Annotated in this window: 11 protein-coding genes, 1 tRNA gene and 2 pseudogenes; 9 read left to right on the forward strand and 5 right to left on the reverse strand. The window is 73.9% G+C overall.

The genetic code is table 11. The features are described 5' to 3' along the window. Positions 1-1,091: 1,091 nt before the first annotated feature. A complete protein-coding gene (locus AB0953_RS19865; RefSeq protein WP_366860810.1) occupies positions 1,092-1,868 on the reverse strand; it encodes a hypothetical protein in 777 nt (258 codons plus the stop codon). Positions 1,869-1,912: 44 nt separating this feature from the next. Continuing rightward, positions 1,913-2,569, reverse strand: coding sequence for a hypothetical protein (locus tag AB0953_RS19870; RefSeq protein ID WP_366860811.1), 657 nt, complete (start codon positions 2,567-2,569; stop codon positions 1,913-1,915). A 532-nt stretch (positions 2,570-3,101) separates the two neighbouring features. Between AB0953_RS19870 and AB0953_RS19875 the strand changes: the two are divergent. After that, positions 3,102-4,472: pseudogene (locus AB0953_RS19875) on the forward strand (M20/M25/M40 family metallo-hydrolase); the annotation flags it as partial. Between the two features lie 238 nt (positions 4,473-4,710). On the opposite strand, the gene metG reads toward AB0953_RS19875, so the two are convergent. Continuing rightward, a complete protein-coding gene (metG, locus tag AB0953_RS19880; protein ID WP_366860812.1) occupies positions 4,711-6,426 on the reverse strand; it encodes a methionine--tRNA ligase in 1,716 nt (571 codons plus the stop codon). A 585-nt stretch (positions 6,427-7,011) separates the two neighbouring features. On the opposite strand from metG, the gene AB0953_RS19885 reads away from it, so the two are divergent. Both AB0953_RS19885 and AB0953_RS19890 read left to right on the forward strand, forming a co-directional pair. Beyond that, the gene (locus AB0953_RS19885; RefSeq protein ID WP_366860813.1) at positions 7,012-7,533 is read left to right on the forward strand and encodes a sigma-70 family RNA polymerase sigma factor; all 522 of its coding nucleotides are present in this window, start codon (positions 7,012-7,014) and stop codon (positions 7,531-7,533) included. Positions 7,534-8,414: 881 nt separating this feature from the next. Then, positions 8,415-9,134, forward strand: a pseudogene (locus tag AB0953_RS19890) (IclR family transcriptional regulator C-terminal domain-containing protein); the annotation flags it as partial. Between the two features lie 450 nt (positions 9,135-9,584). On the opposite strand, the gene AB0953_RS19895 reads toward AB0953_RS19890, so the two are convergent. Further along, the gene (locus tag AB0953_RS19895; RefSeq protein WP_366860814.1) at positions 9,585-10,436 is read right to left on the reverse strand and encodes a LysR substrate-binding domain-containing protein; all 852 of its coding nucleotides are present in this window, start codon (positions 10,434-10,436) and stop codon (positions 9,585-9,587) included. A 235-nt stretch (positions 10,437-10,671) separates the two neighbouring features. Here AB0953_RS19895 and AB0953_RS19900 point away from each other — a divergent pair, with 235 nt between their 5' ends. Both AB0953_RS19900 and AB0953_RS19905 read left to right on the forward strand, forming a co-directional pair. Next, positions 10,672-11,724, forward strand: coding sequence for a bile acid:sodium symporter family protein (locus AB0953_RS19900; protein WP_366860952.1), 1,053 nt, complete (start codon positions 10,672-10,674; stop codon positions 11,722-11,724). A gap of 10 nt (positions 11,725-11,734) precedes the next feature. Next, positions 11,735-12,199 carry a (2Fe-2S) ferredoxin domain-containing protein gene (locus AB0953_RS19905; protein ID WP_366860815.1) on the forward strand — a complete coding sequence of 155 codons (465 nt, stop codon included), beginning with the start codon at positions 11,735-11,737 and terminating at the stop codon, positions 12,197-12,199. Between the two features lie 62 nt (positions 12,200-12,261). Here the strand turns inward: AB0953_RS19905 and fdhD are convergent, their stop codons facing one another. After that, positions 12,262-13,104, reverse strand: coding sequence for a formate dehydrogenase accessory sulfurtransferase FdhD (gene fdhD, locus AB0953_RS19910; RefSeq protein ID WP_366860816.1), 843 nt, complete (start codon positions 13,102-13,104; stop codon positions 12,262-12,264). Positions 13,105-13,309: 205 nt separating this feature from the next. Here fdhD and AB0953_RS19915 point away from each other — a divergent pair, with 205 nt between their 5' ends. From AB0953_RS19915 to AB0953_RS19930, 4 genes are all read left to right on the forward strand, one after another. Then, a complete protein-coding gene (locus AB0953_RS19915; protein WP_366860817.1) occupies positions 13,310-14,254 on the forward strand; it encodes a beta-ketoacyl-ACP synthase III in 945 nt (314 codons plus the stop codon). 171 nt (positions 14,255-14,425) lie between these two features. Next, positions 14,426-14,510, forward strand: a tRNA-Leu gene (locus tag AB0953_RS19920). A gap of 484 nt (positions 14,511-14,994) precedes the next feature. Beyond that, entirely contained in the window at positions 14,995-17,535 is a 2,541-nt protein-coding gene (locus tag AB0953_RS19925; RefSeq protein ID WP_366860818.1) for a Pls/PosA family non-ribosomal peptide synthetase, read from the forward strand. An 11-nt stretch (positions 17,536-17,546) separates the two neighbouring features. Next, positions 17,547-20,915 carry an amino acid adenylation domain-containing protein gene (locus AB0953_RS19930; RefSeq protein ID WP_366860819.1) on the forward strand — a complete coding sequence of 1,123 codons (3,369 nt, stop codon included), beginning with the start codon at positions 17,547-17,549 and terminating at the stop codon, positions 20,913-20,915. Positions 20,916-20,934 lie beyond the last annotated feature (19 nt).

Below are 20,934 nucleotides of genomic sequence, written 5' to 3' on the forward strand. Positions count from 1 at the left end.
CCCGAAATGCCAAAGAGCTGCCGGGAAGCCCCCGAAGGATGGCCAGGGGGTCAAATCCAGCCTCTGCACTCGCCAGAGAGAGCGGCCCGGATCCCGATATGCAGAATCCTTCCTCCCGGCACCACCCACCTTGCCCACCCCCGGGCATCCGGGAAGGGACACCCCCAGCCCCGCAAAAGAGCCCACGCCCAAAGCCGAAGGGCTCCAACCCGCAACAAACTTCAATGAAGCGGCTGCCAGGAGCGGGGAGACGCCCCAGATCGCTACGCGCTCCTCTCTTTTCGGCGTCCGACGGCCGTCTGTGGCCGGTAGGCGCAACAGATCGCTACGTGGCCCGTCGCATCTCAGCGTCTGACGACCGTCTGGGGCTGGTAGCGCAACAGGTTGCTACACGAGCCCTCATATCTCAGCGGCTGACGGCCGTCGGGACGGCTGACGGGCCGTCGGGGCGGCTGATGGCCACGGACGGTCGTCCGACGCTGAGACGTGAGCGACCACGTAGCGATCTGCTGCGCCTCTCAGCCACGGACGGTCGTCAGACGCTGAGATGTGCGGGGCCACGTAGCGATCTGTTGCGCTACCGGCCACAGGCGGCCGTCGGACGCCGAGAAAAGAGGAGCGCGTAGCGATCTGAGGGCGCTGCCCGCTCCCGATGGTCATTTCACTGACGTCTGGTGCGGGTGGAGCCCCTCGGCTCCCGCGATGGCCCCTTTTGCGGGTCTGGGGGCTCGGCTGCCCGCATGCCCGGTGCCGGGGCGGGATGGGATCCGGGGAGGAAGGATTCTGCACCTGGGGCGGGAGAAGGAGGTCTCTGACGAGGGAGAAGGCTGGACATGACCCCCTGGCCATCCTTCGGGGGCTTCCCGGCAGCTCTTTGGCATTCCGGGGCGGGTCGGTCTGTCAAGGGTGGAGCGGAGCGACATCGCGAAGCGACGCGACCGAAGGGAGCGCCCTTGACGGGCCGGCCCGCACCGGAAGGACAATGGGCGGCCGGGACGCCCCCGGACACCCCCCGACCCCGGTCCACCGTGACCCGCCCCCCAGCCGCCGCCCGGCAGAACCGGCCCCGCCCCGGATCGCTCCCCCAGTCCCTACCGCTCCGCCGCCAAGGCCAGCTTCGGGAACAGGTCCTGGAACGGGGCCGCGGAATCGATTCCGTCGCGGCCGTACGGGGCGTCGAAGCTCCACACCATGAACAGCAGGAACACGATCAGCGCGCTGAAGAGCCCCGCCAGCAGGAGTTCACGGCCCGAGCGGCGAATCTGCAGGGCGAAGATCAGGCCGACGGTGACCACACCGCCGGTCAGCAGCCCGAACCACACCACGCTCGGCAGCGTGGACTCGTCGCTCTGCACCCGCGAGTGGCGGGCGTCGTCGGCGGTCGCGATCTGGTCCAGCAGCGGCTGGTACGCCTGGGCCTGGAGTTCTGTGGCGGGGCTCTGGTGGGTGACGTCGGTGCGCAGCTTCGCCAGCAGGTCCGCGCCCTCGGGCGTAGCGCCCTCGCCCGCGGTCAGCCGCGGCCAGTCCACGGCGACGGTGTGGGCGACGTACGCGTCGACCTCGCCGCGGATCCGGTCCCGGACGGCGGCCGGGTAGACGTCGGCGCGCTGGCTGACCTCGTAGAGGGCCTGGGCCTCGCGCCGGACGCTGTCCTCGGCGGCGCCGCGCGCCTCCCAGACGCCCGCGATGGCCAGGCCGAGCACGATGGCGTAGACCACGCCGACCATCATCGTCATGTACTCGATGACGTCGGGGGTTTCGCTGGTGTCCTCGTCGGGTGCGACCCGGCGGTGCCGGAGCGCAGTGAAGGCGAAGACGAGGGCGCAGACGAGCGCCATGGCGATGGCCAGGATCAGCCATTCGGACACGAGGGTTCTCCCGTTGGTGGAGGGGCCGGCCGGTGGAGCCGGCCTCAGGTGCGGTTCTTGGAGCGCGGTCGCAGGACGGCCGCGGCGAGCACGGCCGGGGTGGTGACGACGGCCATGAGCATCACGGTGGACAGGCCGTCAGGCCCGCGTCGTGCCAGGGCTTTCGAGCGGTACGGGCGCACGTGGAAGGCCGTCGCGTGCACCGGGCCCCCCGCTTCGGCCAGGAGCGGGGCGGGGGTCCCGGCGGGGGGCGGCCCGGCAGGCGGCTCGGGATCCGGTGCGGGTGCCGGTGGCTGCGGCTGCGCGGCCCCGGCCTTCGCCGCAGGCACCGGCACCGGCACCGGCACCGGCGGGGATACGGCCACCGGCCGAGGCGCGGGCGCGGCCGGCGGTACGGGCGGTTCCGCCCGCCCCGGCGGATCCGCCGGGGCGGGGGCCGGTGCCTCGGGGAGGGGCGTGTGCCCGGGGTGGTGCACGGTCGGCCGCCGGGCTCCGGGCTCGGTGGTGCGTACCGGAGGCCGCACCGCCGGGGGCGCGGCCTCGGGCGGCGCTGCGGCCGGGCGGGGCTGCCCGGACGGCACGCACACGTCGAGCCGGGCGGCGGCGTGGCCGCCGCCGTCGTCCGCGACGGCCACCTGGCCCTGTAGCGGGTACAGCGCCGCCACCAGGCCCGCTCCGGCGAGGTACTGCCAAGCGGTCACCGCGCGTCCTCCCGTTCCGCAGCAGATGTGGGCTTTCGGATGAAGAAACGATCACGACACTGCTTCGATACGCGGCAGACGGGTCAAGATCCCTGACGGAGCAGCGGCTTCAGGCCATCGACGTCAACGCGGATCCGCGCACGCCACCCGGACGGGGCCGCGTTCGTGACCGGCGAGGACGAGGAGGAGGCCAGGCCGGACCAGGCCAAGGCGAAGAAGGGGCAGGGCCCCGCCGGGGCAGCCGGCGCCTCACCCGTCCGGCCCAGCACCTCGGGCCGTCCGTCCCTGGCCCGGACCATGATCGAGCCAGGGCGACAGGACGGAAGGACGGAAGGACGGCGTGGAACGGGACAGCAGCCGAAGAGGATCGCAAGGCCCCGAAGGCCGTGAAGGCCGTGAAGGCCGTGAAGGGCGTGAAGGCCGTGAAGGCCGTGAAGGCCGTGAAGGCCGTGAAAGCCTCCAAAGCCAGGAAGACTCGGAAGGCTCGAAAAGCCCCGAAAACCCGGCGGGCAGCCCGAGCACCCCGGCCCTCCGTGCGCACGTGGACGGGCTGATGGGCGGGCTCCGGGACGATCTGGCGCGGCTGGCGGCGATTCCGTCCGTCGCCTTTCCCGGCTACCCGCCCGGGCCCGTCCTGGCCGCGCACGACCTCGTCGCCTCCCTTCTGCGCGAGGCCGGCGTCCCCCGCGTGGAGCGGCTCGACCTGCCCGCCACTCCCCCGGTGGTCTACGCCGAGGTCCCTCCGCCGGATCCGGGCGCACCCACCGTGCTGCTCTACGCGCACTACGACGTCCAGCCCGCCGGCGACCCCTCCCCCTGGCTCTCGCCCCCGTTCGAGCCCACCCCGGTCCCCGGCGGGATGCGGGCCCGCGGCATCGCCGACGACAAGGCGAACGTGGTCGCGCTGCTGGGTCTGCTGCGGCTGTACGGGAGCAGGCCGCCGGTCGGGATCAAGGTGGTGGTCGAGGGCCACGAGGAGTACGGCAGCTCCTTCGGCGCCTATCCGCCGACCGATCCCGGGCGCTTCGCCTGCGACGCCATGGTCATCGCCGACTGCGGCAGCCTGCGGCCCGGCACGCCCACGCTGACCACCGGCCTGCGCGGCGCAGCCGAGCTCACGGTCGAGGTGCGGACCCTCGACGAGCCGCGGCACAGCGGGGAGTTCGGCGGCGCCGCGCCCGACGCGCTGCTGGTGCTGCTGCACGCGCTGGCGTCGCTGCATGACGCGAACGGCGATGTCGCCGTGGCGGGCCTGCGGCGCGACCGGTGGGAGGGCGCGGCCTTCCCGGAGCAGGAGTTCCGCGAGCTGGCATCGGTGCAGGAAGGAGTGCCGCTCATGGGTACCGGCTCGCTCGGCGAGCGGTTGTGGAGCGGCCCCGCGATCACCGTCATCGGGCTCGACGCGCCCGCGGTGGACGGGGCCGCCTCGGCCGTCGTCCCGTACGCCAGGGCCCGGCTGAACCTGCGTTTCCATCCGCGGCAGGATCCGCGCGAGGGGCAGGAGGCGGTGGTGCGGCACCTGTGTGACCGGCGGCCCTTCGGCATCCCCGTCACGGTGGTCCCGGGCGGCGCCGGCCCGGGCTTCGAGGCACGCAGGGGCGGGCCCGCGTACCGGGCGGCGCTCACGGCGTTGCAGGAGGCGTGGGGCGGGCCGCCGGCGATCGTGGCGTCGGGTGCGTCGGTCCCGCTGGTGCGCGGGCTGGCGGAGGCGGCGCCGCAGGCGGAGGTGCTGCTGTTCGGGGCGCAGGACGGCATGTGCAACCTGCACGCCCCCAACGAGCGGGTGCTGTGGTCGGAGCTGCGGAACACGGTGGTGGCGCTCGCCGTGTTCGTACGGGAGTACGCGGCGGGCCACCGTACCGCGGCCGGGGCGCCCAGGCGGACGGGAGGCAGCCCCGGGTGAGGCCTTTGCAGGACGGTGCAGGAGGGTGCGCGCCAGGGTGCAGGAGGGTGCCCGGGTGCACGAGAGTGCCGGACCACGCCGGACCGCACGGGACCGCATGCGCCGCCCGCCCGCCCGTCGGCCCGCCCCGCCCGCCCCTGTCCGCCCCCGTCCGCATCAATGCGTGAGGGGCGCGCCCCGGATCGGGTCGCGCCCCTCATGTGTGCGCGCGGCCTTCGGCCGCGGGCCTCAGCCGGGCTCAGCCCGCCTCGACGCCGCCGAAGCGCTCGCGGTAGGACTCGAGGTCCTCTTCCGTGATCTTGGCGAACAGCACCGGCGGCACCGTGAACGGCGTCCCCGCCGGGACCGCGTCCAGCGCCTTGGCCTGCTCCGGGCCGACCCAGACGGCCGTGTCGTCGGCGAGCGCGAACGCGGAGCGCATGGCGCGCGCCGAGGCCGGGATGAACGGCTCGGAGACCACCGAGTAGAGGTGGATGAGGTTCATGGCGGTGCGCAGCGTGAGCGCGGCGCCCTCCGGGTCGGTCTTGATCTCGAGCCAGGGGGCCTTCTCCTCCAGGTACGAGTTGCCGGCCGACCACAGGGCGCGCAGCGCGGCCGCGGCCTTGCGGAACTGGAGGGCGTCCATGTGGCCCTCGTACTCGGCGAGCAGCTCGGCGATCTGCTCGCCCAGCCGGGTCTCGGCCTCGCCGGCGTCCTTGCCGGCCGGGACGTCGTCGCCGAAGCGCTTGCGGGAGAAGGAGAGCACGCGGTTGACGAAGTTGCCGAGGGTGTCGGCGAGGTCCTTGTTGACCGTGGCGGTGAAGTGCTCCCACGTGAAGGACGAGTCGTCGGACTCGGGGGCGTTGGCGATGAGGAAGTAGCGCCAGTAGTCGGCCGGGAGGATCTCCAGCGCCTGGTCGGTGAAGACGCCGCGCTTCTGGGAGGTGGAGAACTTGCCGCCGTAGTACGTCAGCCAGTTGAAGGCCTTGACGTAGTCGACCTTCTTCCAGGGCTCGCGCACGCCGAGCTCGGTGGCGGGGAACATCACCGTGTGGAACGGGACGTTGTCCTTCGCCATGAACTGGGTGTAGCGGACGTCGTCGGCCTCGAACCACCAGGACTTCCAGTCGCGGCCGGCCGGGTCGAGGTCGGACCACTCCTTGGTGGCGCCGATGTACTCGACGGGGGCGTCGAACCACACGTAGAAGACCTTGCCCTCGGCGGCCAGGTCGGGCCAGGTGTCGGCCGGGACGGGGACGCCCCAGTCGAGGTCGCGGGTGATCGCGCGGTCGTGCAGGCCCTCGGTCAGCCACTTGCGGGCGATGGAGGAGGCCAGCTGCGGCCACTCGGCCTCGTGCTGCGCGACCCAGGCCTCGACCTCGTGCTGGAGCTTGGACTGCAGCAGGAAGAGGTGCTTGGTCTCGCGGACCTCGAGGTCGGTGGAGCCGGAGATCGCCGAGCGGGGCTCGATGAGGTCCGTCGGGTCCAGGACGCGGGTGCAGTTCTCGCACTGGTCGCCGCGGGCCTTGTCGTAGCCGCAGTGCGGGCAGGTGCCCTCGACGTAGCGGTCCGGCAGGAAGCGGCCGTCGACCGGCGAGTACACCTGCCGGATCGCGCGCTCCTCGATGAAGCCGTTCTCGTGGAGCTGGCGCGCGAAGTGCTGGGTGATCTCGCGGTTCTGGGCGGAGGAGCTGCGGCCGAAGTAGTCGAAGGACAGCTCGAAGCCGTCGTAGACCGCCTTCTGGGCGTCGTGGGCCTGCGCGCAGAAGTCGGCGACCGACAGGCCGGCCTCCTTCGCGGCGAGCTCGGCGGGGGTGCCGTGCTCGTCGGTGGCGCAGATGTAGAGGACGTCGTGGCCGCGCTGGCGGAGGTACCGGGAGTACACATCCGCCGGAAGCATCGACCCGACCATGTTGCCCAGGTGCTTGATCCCGTTGATGTAGGGAAGCGCGCTGGTGATCAGGTGTCGAGCCATCCTCGGATGCTCCATTTCATATATGCGGTTGCAACGGGCCGTGACGGATTGTGATGCGGTTCATCGTATCGAACCGCCCGAATGCGGGGCGCCCCCATTTCTCGGGGCCGGGCAGGGCGCAACGCAAAAGCGAGGGAAGTGACCTCTGCGTCACGGCCCTCGCAATGGGGTCATGCTACAGCGGTACGGGAAGCTCCCGGACCGGTGTCCGCGGTGCGGTACGGGCCGCGGCGGCGGAGCCGTGCCGGGAGCGGTTCCGCGGCCCCTCCCGGGGCCCTCCGGGAGGCGGTCGACGGAGGCGGTGCGGGGGTCGTGCGGAGGTTGTGCCGGGGGTCGTGCGACCCCACATGGCCGGGGCATATGCGTACGCACCGGGTGGGCCCGCGTCCGGTCGAAGTCTGTCACGGGACGATCATCACCGAACGTAATCCACCGGCTTCCTCCTTCCTCTCGACCGTCGGCCGCCCGCGCTGCCAGGCTTGCCGGGCACAGGGGATGAGGTGAGGTGGAACGGTGAGCGATGGCGGACCAGAGGAGTCCGGTGGGGCCGTGGGACTGCCCAGCCGACGGCGACGGCCGACACCCATGAGCCAGTGGGACCCGACGGCACGCCTGTCGTACTGGGCCTTCCACGCCAACCGGAGGCCCTCCTACATGCGCTTCGCGTATCTGCAGCTGGGCTCCGACGCGGCTGCCGAGGACGCGGTGGACGCGACCTTCGATTCGATCATGAACGAGTGGTTACGCATGCTTCACATGGACCGGCTCGACGCCTACGCCTGGACCATCCTCAAGCAACGGCTGGTCGACCGGCAGCGGCTGCGCAGCACCTGGCCCGAACCCATGGACATCAGCGCCTTCGAGGCCGCCCTGAAGGAGGCGCACGCCGACCAGTACGAGGTGCTGACCGACACCATCCGCTTCTACTCCGCCGTCTCCCGCCTCGCCGAGCGCCAGCGCGACGCGGTGCTGCTGCGCTACGGGCTGCAGTGCACCCCCGGTGAGGCGGCCGCGGTCATGGGCGTCGACGAGGCCACCGTCCGCTCGCAGCTGGGGCAGGCCCACCGGCGGCTCGCCCGCCTGCTCGACGCCTCCGCCGAATCATGAGGCGGCGCGAGGGCGAGGAGGAACACGGAGGCGGCGCCGCCCGCCGCTCCCTGGCCGAGTTCCTGGCCCGGGCGAGCGTGCGCGACCGGTATCCGCACTACGACGTCGGTGCCGCCGAGGCCCGGCTGCTGCGCGCCACCCGGGCCCGGGGCGCGGCCGCCCCCGCCCGGCGGCGGGCCTACGGGTGGAGCGATCCCGCGCGGGAGTGCCCGCTGGACTCCGAGCGGGCCCGGCGCGACCTCAAGGCCGCGTGCCTGGCCGTCGTGTCCGCGCCCCGGGCGGAGGCGCAGCTCGGCGCCTTCCTCGCGAGCGCGCACACCGACCTGGCGGGCGCGGTCGTCTTCGGCTGCCTGCTGCACCTGGCGGGGCTGCGCGAGGGCGCCCGGTTCTGGTGGCAGTTCGCCGCCGGGTCCGGGCACGTCCGGACCGCCCCGGCCGCGTACTGCCTGTTCCTGGACCACTCCCGGCGCGGCGAGCACCACGACGCCAAGGTGTGGGCTCGGGAGCTGGGCCGGCGCGGCTTCCGGCCGGGCGGCCGCCGGGACCTGCGCGAGGTGCGGCTGTGCGCCCAGGCGGCCGTCCTGCGGTACGTGGAGCAGCTGGACGACGCGGACCTGGGCCCGGTGCCGCTGCCGAGGCCGGGCCTGCCGTCGGTCCTGACCGCCTTCCGCCCCCCTCTTCCCCCGCCCCTGCTGCGGCCCGCCGGGGCGGTGCCCCCGACCGCGGCGGGGGGCCCGCGGCGCCGGGGGCCGCAGCCCGCCGGAGCGGGAGCCGTCGGCCCCGGCCCCGACCGGCCGGGGCCGGGGCCCCTGCGGCGTCCGGCGCCGGCCCTCGCCGCCCGCCGGGTCGGGGACGGCCGGGACGGCCGGGACGGCGGGGCCCTGGCGGAGGCACGCCGGGCGCTGGCCGTCGTACGGGTCCTGGAGAAGCACCCGCTCGGCGTGCGGGCCGGGCAGCTCGCGCGGGAGTCCGCGCTGGCCGAGGCGGAGCTGCGCCCGCTGCTGGTGATGCTGTGCGAGGAGGAGTACGCCTACCGGCCCGGGGCGGGCGTGTACGCGCGCGGGCCGGCGCTCGACCGGCTCGCCGCCCCCGGCGGCGCCGGGCTCCCCCTCCAGCTCCAGCGCACGCTGGCGCTCGCCCGGGACAGCGCGGGGGCCGCGGTCTACCTGAGCCGGTACGCCGACGGCGAGGTCCGGATCACGCAGATGGCGGACGGGCCGGGGACCCCGCCCGTGCAGGAGTGGGTGGACTTCAAGGCGGCCGCGCACGCCAGCGCGGTGGGCAAGTGCCTGCTGACCCAGCTCGACCAGGACGGCCGCCGCGACCACCTGGCCCGGCACCGCACCGCCCGCCTCACCCCGCAGACGATCACCGACAGCCGGGCGCTGTTCTCCGCGCTGGATTCGCTGGCGCCCGGCGCGCCGGTCTTCGACCTGCGGGAGTACTCCCCCGGCGTGGTGTGCTCGGCAGTCCCGATCGCCGTCGGCGACGCGGCCGGCAGCCTCGCGCTGTCCCTGCCCGTCGCGCACGCCCACCGGCTGCACGGGGCCACCGAGGCGCTGCGGCGCAAGGCCGTGCCCGTGCTCCTGGCGCTGCTGCTGTCGGGTGCGATCCCCCCGGACGTGACCGCTCCGGCCGCCTGCACAGGGGCCGCAGCCGGCGGCGGCCCCGAGGGGTCGGCGGCCACAGGCGGCTCCTGCGGGCAGGCCCCGGACGATGCGGGGCGGCCGGTGCCGACCCGGGTCACCGCGGAGACCCTGCGGCACCTGCGCAGCCTGTTCCGTACGCCGCTGGGCCGCGCCACGGCCTCCGCGTCGGGCCCGCACCTGGTCAGCGACACCGCGGCGGAGGCCGCCTACTTCTTCGACGCGCCTCCGGACGGCGGGCCGCCCCGCCTGGCCCTGCCGCAGACCTTCGCCCCGCTCACCCCGGGCAGCCTGCGGGCCCACGAGGGGCTGGTGGTGCTGGGCACCTGAGCGCCGGCCCGCGCGGGCGGGGCGGTGGCCCCCGCATGTCCCGCGCGGGCGGGGCGGTGGCCCCCCGCCCCGAGGTCAGCCTGCGCGGGACAGGCGGTCGGCGCCCGACAGGACGGCCGCGGCCAGGGCCTCCGCAGCCGGCGACACCCGCGGGCCGCGGAGCAGGGCGAACTCCACCGCGCCCAGGTCGGGCAGGCCCGGCACCCGTACCAGGCCGGGCGGGATCAGCCCGCGGGTGTGCGCCATCACGCCGAGCCCGGCGCGGGCGGCGGCGACGAGGCCGCTCAGGCTGCCGCTCGTGCACGCGATCCGCCAGGCCCGGCCGTCGCGTTCCAGCACGTCCAGCGCCCGGGCGCGGGTGATGCCCGGCGGCGGGAACACGATCAGCGGAACGGGCCGGTCCGGGTCCACCCGCAGCCCCTCCGCGCCGATCCACACCATCCGGTCGCGCCACACCAGTCGGCCCCGCTCGTCGCCCGGCCCGCGGCGCTTGGCCAGGACCAGGTCCAGGCGGCCCGCGTCGAGCCGCTCGTGGAGCGTCCCGGAGAGCTCGACCGACAGCTCCAGGTCCACCTCGGGGTGCTCGTGCCGGAAGCCCTCCAGGATCTCCGGCAGCCGGGTCAGGACGAAGTCCTCCGACGCCCCGAAGCGCAGCCGGCCCCGCAACCGCGTCCCGGTGAAGTAGGCCGCCGCCCGCTCGTGCGCCTCCAGGATGGTCCGGGCGAAGCCGAGGAGCGCCTCGCCGTCCTCGGTCAGTTCCACGCTGTGGGTGTCCCGCAGGAAGAGGGGCCGGCCGGTCGCCTCCTCCAGTCGGCGCACGTGCTGGCTGACCGTGGACTGGCGTACGCCGAGCCGCCCGGCGGCCTGGGTGAAGCTGAGCGTCTGGGCCACCGTGAGGAAGGTGCGCAGCTGGACGGGGTCGTACATGGCCCCCATGCTGCCACGGTCATCACGTACGGCGATCACAGTGAGTGCGGTGTACGGGTTTCCCGATGACCCGTCCCGCGCGGACGATGAGGGAAGGCCCCGGCCCGCCCGCCGCACCGCCGCCGCCGGCCTCCTCCACGACGGCAAGAGAGCTCCGCACGCCATGCCCCGCCTTTCCCGCCCGCCGCGCCTGTCCCGGCCGCCGCGGCTGACCCCGCCGACCCGCCCGCCTCGGCTGACCCGGCTGCGCCTGCCCTCCTCGCTGCCCGTGGACCCGTACGTCCTGGCCCTCCTCGGAACCGTGGGCCTGGCGGCGGTACTGCCCGCGCGCGGTCAGGCGGGCGCCGTCGCCGAGGGGCTCGCGACCGGGGCCGTGGCCCTGCTGTTCTTCCTGTACGGCGCCCGGCTGTCCACGCGGGAGGCGCTGGACGGGCTGCGCCACTGGCGCCTCCACCTCACCGTGCTGGCCTGCACCTTCGTGCTCTTCCCGGTCCTCGGGACGGCGGCGCGCGTGCTGGTCCCGGCGGTGCTGACGCCGCCGCTGTACAGCGGGCTGCTGTTCCTGTGCCTGGTGCCGTCGACCATCCAGTCCTCGATCGCCTTCACCTCGATCGCCCGGGGCAACGTCCCGGCCGCGGTCTGCGCCGGCTCCTTCTCCAGCCTCGCCGGGATCCTGCTCACGCCGCTGCTGGCGGCCGCCCTGCTCGGCGGCAGCGCGGGAGGGTTCTCCGCGGACTCCCTCGTGAAGATCGTGGTCCAGCTCCTGCTGCCGTTCCTGCTGGGGCAGGTGCTGCGCCCGAAGGTGGGCGGGTTCCTGGTGCGCCACCGGCCGGCCCTGGGGTACGTGGACCGCGGCTCGATCCTGCTCGTCGTGTACACGGCGTTCAGCGCGGGCATGGCCGCGGGGATCTGGCACCGGGTCAGCGCCCCGCGGCTGGGGTCGCTGCTGGCGGTGGAGGCCGTCCTGCTGGCCGTCATGCTGCTGGTGACCTGGCACGGGGCGAAGCGGCTCGGGTTCGGGCGGGCGGACCGGATCGCCATCCAGTTCGCCGGGTCGAAGAAGAGCCTGGCGGCCGGACTGCCCATGGCCAGCGTGCTGTTCGGGGCGCAGGCGAGCCTGGCGGTGCTGCCGCTGATGCTGTTCCACCAGATGCAGCTGATGGTGTGTGCGGTGCTGGCGCGGCGCCGGGCGCGGGACCCGGAGGACGCCGGGGAGGGCGAACTGGCCGCCGGGTGTGTGGCGGAGGTCTCGCCCGCGCCCCAACACCCGGCGTCCGGGGCCCGATAGCGTTGCGGCGGTGACCTGGATACGCCCGCTCGCCGCCCATGCCGAACGCCCCTGCACCCTGGTGGTGTGCCGGGGCTGCTGCTGCGGGGACCCCCGCAAGAACCCCGGTACCGACCACGCGGGCCAGCTGGCCCGGCTTCGCGAGGCCGCCGCGTCCTCCGGGGGGCGCCTGGCCGTGCGGACGAGCGACTGCCTCGGGCCGTGTGCGCAGGCCAATGTGATCGTGGTGCAGCCGACGAGCGAGGCCCGGCGGCGCGGTGCCCGGGCGGCCTGGTTCGGCTGGGCCCTGGACGACACCGCGACGGAGGAGGTCATCGCCTGGGCGCAGGCGGGCGGCCCGGGCACGGTCCCCGTGCCGGCGACGCTGGACCTGCACCGCATCGACCCGCCGGAGCCGAAGGCGAAGGCCTCGGAGGGCGGCGGGCGGCGCACGGGCGGGAGCAGCGGCGGCCGCCGGGGACGGCGCGGCCGCTAGGCCGAGAGGTTCACCTCATCGGGGGGCGCCCCGCGGCGCCGGCAGAGGCGGGGAGTGGTGCGTCACAGGAGGATCCGCTCCTCGCCCGCGTAGATGTTCATGTTCCCGCCGCGCAGGAAGCCGACCAGGGTCAGGCCCGATTCCAGGGCCAGGTCCACGGCCAGGGAGGACGGCGCCGATACGGCCGCCAGGAGCGGGATGCCCGCCATGACCGCTTTCTGTGCCAGCTCGAAGGAGGCCCGGCCCGACACGAGCAGCACGGCGTCGGTGAGGGGCAGCAGGCCGGCTTGGAGCGCCCGGCCGATGATCTTGTCCACGGCGTTGTGCCGGCCGACGTCCTCGCGGAGGTCGAGGAGCTCCCCGTCCGCGGAGAACAGCCCGGCGGCGTGCAGGCCGCCGGTGCGGTCGAAGACCTTCTGGGCGGCGCGCAGCCGGTCGGGCAGCTCGCCCAGCAGGCCGGCCGGGATCCGTACGGCGTCGGCGGCCGCGGCGGCGCCGGGGGGCTGCGGGAAGCGGGTGGCCGTGCGGACGGCGTCCAGGCTGGCCTTGCCGCACAGGCCGCAGGAGGAGGTGGTGTAGACGTTGCGTTCGAGGGTGATGTCGGGGACTTCGACGCCGGGGGCGAGCTGGACGTTGACGACGTTGTAGGTGTTGGAGCCGTCCTCGGTCGCGCCCTCGCAGTAGGTGACGGCCCGCACGTCGGCGGCGGAGCCGAGGACGCCCTCGCTGACGAGGAAGCCGACGGCGAGGGCGAAGTCGTCACCCGGGGTGCGCATGGTGATGGCGAGGGGTTTGCCGTTGAGGCGCATCTCGAGGGGCTCCTCGGTGACGAGGGTGTCGGGGCGGATGCCGGCGACGCCGGCCCGTACCCGTACGACGCGACGGCGCTCGGTGACGCGTCCCATGTGATCAGCCCGCCCGTTCGTCCGCATCGTGCGCGTGTTCGCGCACCTCGCCGTACACCTGTCGGGCCCATTCTCCCGGATCGGGCGGATGCTGCGGAATCTCCAAATTCACGGGCGGTAATCCTGTGGGGTCCCACCGGTATGTACCCATCAGTAGCAGGTCAAGCTGGTTGGTCCTGACTGCCGTACGAGGGGGATTGCGCCCATGACAACCGGTTCACGCGTGGTGGCGCTGGGGCACTACCAGCCCGCGAGGGTGCTGACCAACGAGGACCTGGCGGCCATGGTGGACACCAGCGACGAGTGGATCCGCTCGCGGGTGGGCATCCGGACGCGGCACATGGCGGGCGCCGACGAGCCGGTGGACGAGCTGGCCTTCCAGGCGGCCGGCAAGGCGCTGGCGGCGGCCGGCGCGGGCCCGGACGACATCGACCTGGTGCTGGTGGCCACGTCGACGGCGATCGACCGCTCCCCGAACATGGCGGCGCGGGTCGCCGCGAAGCTCGGGATGGGCGGTGCGCCCGCGGTGATGGACCTCAACGTCGTCTGCTCGGGCTTCACGCACGCCCTGGCCACGGCCGACCACGCGATCCGGGCGGGTTCGGCGAGCCGGGCGCTGGTGATCGGCGCGGACAAGATGACCGAGATCACGGACTGGACCGACCGCACGACGTGCGTCCTGACGGGCGACGGGGCGGGCGCGGCCGTCGTGGAGGCCTGCGAGGAGCCGGGGATCGGGCCGGTCCTGTGGGGTTCGGTGCCGGAGATGGGGCACGCGGTGCGCATCGAGGGCTCGCCGCCGGTCTTCGCGCAGGAGGGCCAGTCGGTGTACCGGTGGACCACGAGCCGCCTGCCGGCGCTGGCGCGGCAGGTCTGCGAGAAGGGCGGGGTGGCCCCGGAGGAGCTGGCAGCGGTGGTGCTGCACCAGGCGAACCTGCGGATCATCGAGCCGCTGGCCCAGCGGATCGGCGCGGTGAACGCGGTCGTGGCGCGGGACGTCGTCGTCTCGGGAAACACCTCGGCGGCGAGCATTCCGATGGCACTGTCGAAGCTGGTGGAGCGCGGGGAGGTCGCCTCGGGCGCCCCGGTCCTGCTGTTCGGCTTCGGCGGGAACCTCTCGTACGCCGGCCAGGTGATCCGCTGCCCCTGACGGCGGCCCGTCCGCGGGGTCCCGGGCGGCCGCGGCGCCGCCCGGCCCCGGGCCCCGCGCGGGCATGCCCGCAGGTCAGCGAGCGGCCCCCGGCGAATACCTGGTCGGAACCACGCCGAACTGCTGCTATTGTTGTCCATGTCGCCGCGGGAGACCGGGGCGGATCACCTGGTCCGGGTGGCGGAATGGCAGACGCGCTAGCTTGAGGTGCTAGTGCCCTTTATCGGGCGTGGGGGTTCAAGTCCCCCCTCGGACACCGGCTAAGACCCCAGTTCATCTGGGGTCTTTTGCTTTTTCCCCTTGTTTTTCGTCGTGCTTTCCCGGCCCGTGAGCCGCCACCGGCGGGAACGGGCGGTCCCGGCGGGCCGGGGCTCGCCGGCTCACGTCTTCCCCCTTACCCGTTCGGAGCAGCGGTCCGCAGTGGCTCGGCCGGGTGTCGGACGCTCGGGGCGGCTCCGCCCGGGACGCCTTCTGCTGCCGCGGGGAAGGCCCGCCCCGGCGCCCGGCGGGCGGGTCGGCGGCGCCGGGTGCGTCCCTCGTGGGGGACGCGGGATGCGCGTCGGCCGGTGGCGGGTGATCCGTTTCGAGTGGCAACGAGGTCGGGCCGAGGTAAGACTCAGAGGGCACGAGGACCGGACCCGGCCCGATTGACCTCGGGTTTCGCCCGCGTACCGGGTGCGACCGCACGGGGCCGGGGGCTGTCACCTCCTCACGGGAGGAATCTCCTCAAGGAGCCCGCTTTGGAAGAAGAATCGGTCGAGGTCCTGACGCCCGGGCCGGAGCCCTCCGCCCTCACGGAGCGTGCTGCCGCCGACCCGACGCAGGACGTGGAACGAGCTTTCGCCGAGGTGCTGGCCGAGGTCATCGGGGTCGACCGGGTCGCGGCGGACAGCCACTTCTTCGACGACCTCGGGGCCAACTCCCTCGTCATGGCGCAGTTCTGCGCCCGGGTCAGGAAGCGTCCGGAGCTGCCCCCGGTCTCGATCAAGGACATCTACCGGGAGCCCACGATCCGCGGCCTGGCCGCTTCGGTGGCCGGCGCCGTGTCGGCCCCCGCGCTGCCGGCGCCGTCCCCGCACGAGGCGCCGACCCGGACCACCACGGCCCGCTACGTGATGTGCGGTGTGGCGCAGTGCCTGGTCTTCCTCGGCTACTGCCTGATAGCCGGCGTGCTGACGGCCCGCGGCTTCGAATGGGTCTCCGGGGCGCGGGGGGTGGCTTCCGTCTACCTGCGCTCGCTGGTCTTCGGCGGCTCCCTGTTCGTCGCGCTGTGCACGTTGCCCATCGCGGCGAAGTGGATCCTCGTCGGCCGGTGGAAGCCCCGGGAGTTCCCGATCTGGAGCCTGGCGTACCTCCGCCTGTGGACCGCACGGGTGCTGATCCACGCCTCTCCGATGGCGCTGCTGGTCGGCAACCCCCTGCACGTGCTGTACCTGCGCGCCCTGGGCGCCCGGATCGGCCCGGGGGTGACGATCTTGACCCGGACGCTTCCGGTGTGCACGGATCTGCTCACGATCGGCGCCGGGACGGTGGTCCGCAAGGATGCGACGATCCTGTGCTACCGGGCGTACGCGGGCCGGATCCAGACCGGCCGGGTCACCTTGGGCCGGGACGTGTTCGTCGGCGAGAAGACCGTCCTCGACATCGACACCGCCATGGGCGACGGGTCCCAGCTGGGCCATACCTCCACGCTGCTGCCGGGGCAGTCCGTCCCGGCCGGAGCCCGCTGGCACGGCACCCCGGCCCAGCCCACGGACGTGGACCACGTCCGGGTGCCGCCGCGCCGGTGCAGCACGCTGCGCCGCGCCTGCTACGGGCTGTGGGCCCTGCTCCGGCTGGTGGTGCTGTACGTGCCGCTGACCGTCGGCGGGCTGTACATGGTGCTGCAGGAGGTGCCTGCGCTGGACCGGGCGCTGGCCCCGGGCACCCTGGGCCTGCTCTCCCCGTCGCTCTACCTGGACGCGTTCGTGATCGCGACGGTGGTCTTCCTCGGCGGTGTGGTCCTCAGCGTGGTCGTGCACTTCACGGTGCCCCGGCTGCTGAACCGGCTGATCGTGCCGGAGCGGGTGTACCCGCTGTACGGATTCCACTACGGGGTCCACCGGATGATCGCCCGGATGACCAACATCGGCTTCTTCCGCTGGTTGTGCGGTGACAGCTCGTACATCGTCCCGTACCTGCAGGGCCTGGGTTACGACCTGTCCGACCCGGTGCAGACCGGGTCGAACTTCGGCACCGAGGTGCAGCACGAGACGCCGTTCCTGGTGAAGGTGGGCAGGGGCACGATGGTCGCCGACGGCCTGTCGTTGCTCAACGCGGAGTTCTCCGGCTCGTCCTTCCGGGTCACCCCGGTGCAGGTCGGCGCACGGAACTTCCTCGGCAACCACATCGCCTACCCCGCAGGGGGGCGCACCGGCGAGAACTGCCTGCTGGCGACCAAGGTGATGGTCCCGCTCGACGGCGAGATCCGCGAGGGGGTGGGCCTGCTCGGCTCGCCGTGCTTCGAGATCCCGCGCACGGTGGAGCGCGACACCCGCTTCGACCACCTGCGCAGCGACCGGGAGCTGGAGCGGAACCTGCGTGCGAAGAACCGCTTCAACCGGCACAGCATGGCCCTGTTCCTGGGCGTGCGGTGGCTGCACCTGTTCCTGTTCACACTGATCGGCCTGCTCACGGTGGACCTGTACGCGGAGTTCGGCACGCTCGCGGTCGCCGCCATGCTGCCGCTCGGCCTGCTCGTGACCACCGTGTACTACGTGCTGGTGGAGCGGTCGTTCACTGCCTGGCGTCCCCTGCGGCCGCAACTGTGCTCCATCTACGACCCCGCCTTCTGGCGCTACGAGCGGCTGTGGAAGATGCCCGACCGGCACCTGGTGGTCTACAACGGCACCCCGTTCAAGCCCCTGGTCTGGCGGCTGCTGGGGGTCCGGATCGGACGTCGGGTCTTCGACGACGGGTTTTCGGTGACGGAGCGGACGCTGGGCTCCGTCGGCGACGACTGCACCCTCAACTTCGGCAGCAGGATGCAGTGCCATTCGCAGGAGGACGGCACCTTCAAGTCCGACCGCAGCACGTTGGGCGCCGGCTGCACGCTGGGCGTCAACGCCCACGTGCACTACGGCGTGACCATGGGCGAGGGCTCCTTCCTCGCTGCCGACTCCTTCCTGATGAAGGGCGAGGACGTCCCGGCCGGCGCCCGGTGGGGCGGCAACCCCGCCACCGAGACACGGGAGAACCCCCACCGGCCCGAAGCCTGCAGCGCCGCGGCGCGGCAGAGGTGAGCGGAGGCATCATGGCAGTGCACCTGGAGAACGGCCGGGACTTCTGGCACCGCGTACTCCTGTCCGGCGGCTCCACGGCGCTGCCGCGGTGGAGGCACGGTCCGGGGGCGGGGGCCGCCACCCACGAGGAGCCGGTGCCCGAGGAGGTCGCCGCCGGTCTGCGCCGCCGCGCGGCGGAGCTGGCGGTGCCGCTCACGACGCTCCTGCTGGCTGCGCACGCCCGGGTGTTGGCCGCGCTCTGCGGTGAACGCGAGGTCACGGCGGGGTACAGGGCGGGGCCCGGTGATGCGGTGCTGCCCTGCCGGATGAACACCGAGTCGGGGTCGTGGCGGGAGTTGGTGGCGGAGGTCCACGCCGTGGAGTCCGCGCTGAGGGCGCACCGGGGCTACCCGCTGGAGGCGCTGCGCCGCGAGACCGGCCTGCCCGGACCCTCGTACGAGACGGTGTTCGACCTCGGTGGCGCGGACGGCGTCGAGGCGGCACCGGCCGCCCCCCGGTCCGGCCCCGGGCCGCTGTCCGTGGAGCGGGCGGTGCTGGTGGTCGGCGCCGTGCACGCCCCGGACCGGCTCGCCTTGCGGCTGTGCTACCGCACCGAGGCGCTGGACGCCGCATCCGCCCGCAGGATCGCCGGCTACCACCGCACCGCGCTCGCCGCACTGGCCGCCGACCCGGACGCCGCGCACCATCTGCAGAGCCTGCTCTCGGCGCAGGAGCTGCACTTCCAGCTGGAGGAGCTGGCCGGGCCCCGGCATGACCTGCCGGACCGCCGGGCGCACGAGCTGTTCGAGGAGCGGGTCCGGATGCATCCGCAGGCGGTGGCGGTGGTGCACGGCGCGCGCAGCTGGACGTACGGGGAGGTCAACGAGCGGGCCAACCGGCTGGGTCGGGCCCTGCTCGCCCGCGGGCTGCGCAGGGAGGACCCGGTGGCGGTCGTGACGGAGCGCACCCCGGAGTGGCTGGCCGCGGTGCTGGCGGTGTTCAAGGCCGGCGGGGTGTACCTGCCGATCGAGCCGCACTTCCCGGCCGAACGCATCGCGGCCGTGCTGGAGCGCGCGCGGTGCCGGCTGGTACTGGCCGCGGCGGACAGCACGGCCACCCTGGAGCCGGCGCTGGCCACGCTCCCCCGGACCACGGTGCTGCACGTGGACACGGCGCTGGCCGAGCAGGCGGACGGCCGCGACCTGGGCGTGGCCGTGGCCGCCGACCAGTTGGCGTACATCTACTTCACCTCCGGTTCCACGGGCGCGCCCAAGGGCGCCATGTGCGAGCACGCCGGCATGCTCAACCACCTGCGGGCGAAGATCGAGGACCTGGGAGTGACCGAGTCGGCGGTGGTGGCGCAGATCGCGCCGCAGTGCTTCGACATCTCCCTGTGGCAACTGGTCTCGGCGCTGCTGGTGGGCGGCCGGACGCTCCTGGTGGAGCAGGACGTCGTCCTGGACGCCGAACGCTTCGTCGACCGGGTCGTCGAGGGCCGGGTCTCGGTGCTCCAGGTGGTGCCCTCCTACCTGGAGGTGGTGCTGACGTGCCTGGAGCGGCGGCCGCGGGCCCTGCCCGACCTGCGCTGCGTGTCGGTCACCGGCGAGCCGTTGAAGAAGGAGCTCACCGAGCGCTGGTTCGCCGCCCAGCCGGGGATCCCGCTGGTCAACGCCTACGGGCTGACGGAGACCTCGGACGACACCAACCACGAGGTGATGCACGGGGTGCCGGAGCAGGAGCGGGTGCCGCTCGGCCGGCCGATCGCCAACGTGCACGTGTACGTCGTGGACGAGCACCTCTGCCCCGTCCCCCTGGGCGCTCCCGGCGAGATCGTGTTCTCGGGGGTGTGCGTGGGGCGCGGCTACGTCAACGATCCGGAGCGGACGGCGCTGGCCTTCCTGGACGATCCGCACCGGCCGGGCCGGCGGCTGTACCGCAGCGGCGACCACGGCCGCTGGCTGCCGGACGGGAAACTGGAGTTCCTGGGCCGCCGGGACACCCAGGTGAAGATCCGTGGCTTCCGGATCGAGATCGGCGAGATCGAGAACACCCTGCTGCGGGTACCCGGTGTACGGGACGGCGCGGTGGTGGTCACCGACCGGGGTGAGCGGGGCAAGCACCTGGTGGCCTTCTACAGCGGCCCGCAGGAGCTCGACCCGGAGCAGCTGCGGGAGCGGCTGGGTGCCTCGCTTCCCGGCTACATGGTGCCCCCGGCCTTCCACTGGCGCGAGCGCCTGCCGCTGACGGCCAACGGCAAGATCGACCGCAAGGCGCTGACGGCCCTGGCCGCGGAGCTCGCCGACCTCGCCGGTGCCGGCGGGACCGGGGAGGGGCACGCCGCGCCGGCCACGCCCACCGAGCACCGGCTGGCCGCCGCCTGGGCCGAGGTGCTGGGAGTGCCGCGGGACCGGGTGGGCCGGCTGGACCACTTCTTCGACCGCGGCGGCACGTCGCTGGCCGCAGTGCGGCTGGCGATCGCCCTGGACCGGGCGGTGTCCCTGAAGGACGTCACCCGCAGCCCGGTGCTCGCCGACCTCGCCGCGCTGGTGGACGAGCGCTCCGGGCGGACGCCCGCCGGGGCGGGCTCCCCGCCCGGCGAAGGGCGGCCGCTCGGGCCGCGGGCCGCCGGGAGGGCGGGCGGCGGGCTGCTCCAGAGGCTGTCGCCCGCGGCGGACGGCCGGACCGGCGCCCTGGTGTGCATGCCGCACGCGGGCGGGAACGCGGTCAACTTCCTTCCGCTGGCCCGGGCGCTGCCGGACGGCGGGCCGGTGGTGCACGCCGTGGAGCTGCCGGGGCACGATCCGGCGGCGACCGGGGCGGAGCCCTTCGTGCCGCTCTCCGCGGTCGCAGCAGAGGTGGCCGACGAGATCCTCCGGCTCGGGCTGTCGGGGGTGCTGCTGTGGGGCCACTCGTCCGGCGCGGCGCTGGCCGTGGCGGTGGCCCGGCTGCTGGAGGAGGCCGACGCGCCCGCCCGGCACCTCTTCGTCGGCGCCCAGTTGCTCGGAAGCGCAGCGGAGCGGCGCTCCGCCGCCGCCGAGTTGGAGCAGCTGAGCGACGCAGGCATTGCCGCACGGCTCGCCGCGGGCGACGACGGCGACGCGCCCGCGCTGGGCGCCCGGCAGGCCGAACGGGTGGCCGCCGCCTACCGGCACGACTGCGTGGGCGCCCACCACTACTTCGCCGACCTGGTCCAGTCCCCGCCGGCCGCGAGGCTGGCCACTCCGGTGACGGTGGTCGTCGCGGCTGACGACCCGTACACGGCCGGGGCCGCGCTGCGGCACCGCGACTGGGGTCTGCTGGCCCGGCAGGTGGACCTGTACGAACTCCCCGACGGCGGCCACCACTTTCCCCGGACCCGTCCGATGGAGACCGCGAAGGCCGTTCTCCACGCCACGCAATGAACCGGCTGGCCGGCTTACC

The organism is Streptomyces sp. NPDC046866 (assembly GCF_040704625.1).
Lineage (GTDB): Bacteria > Actinomycetota > Actinomycetes > Streptomycetales > Streptomycetaceae > Streptomyces.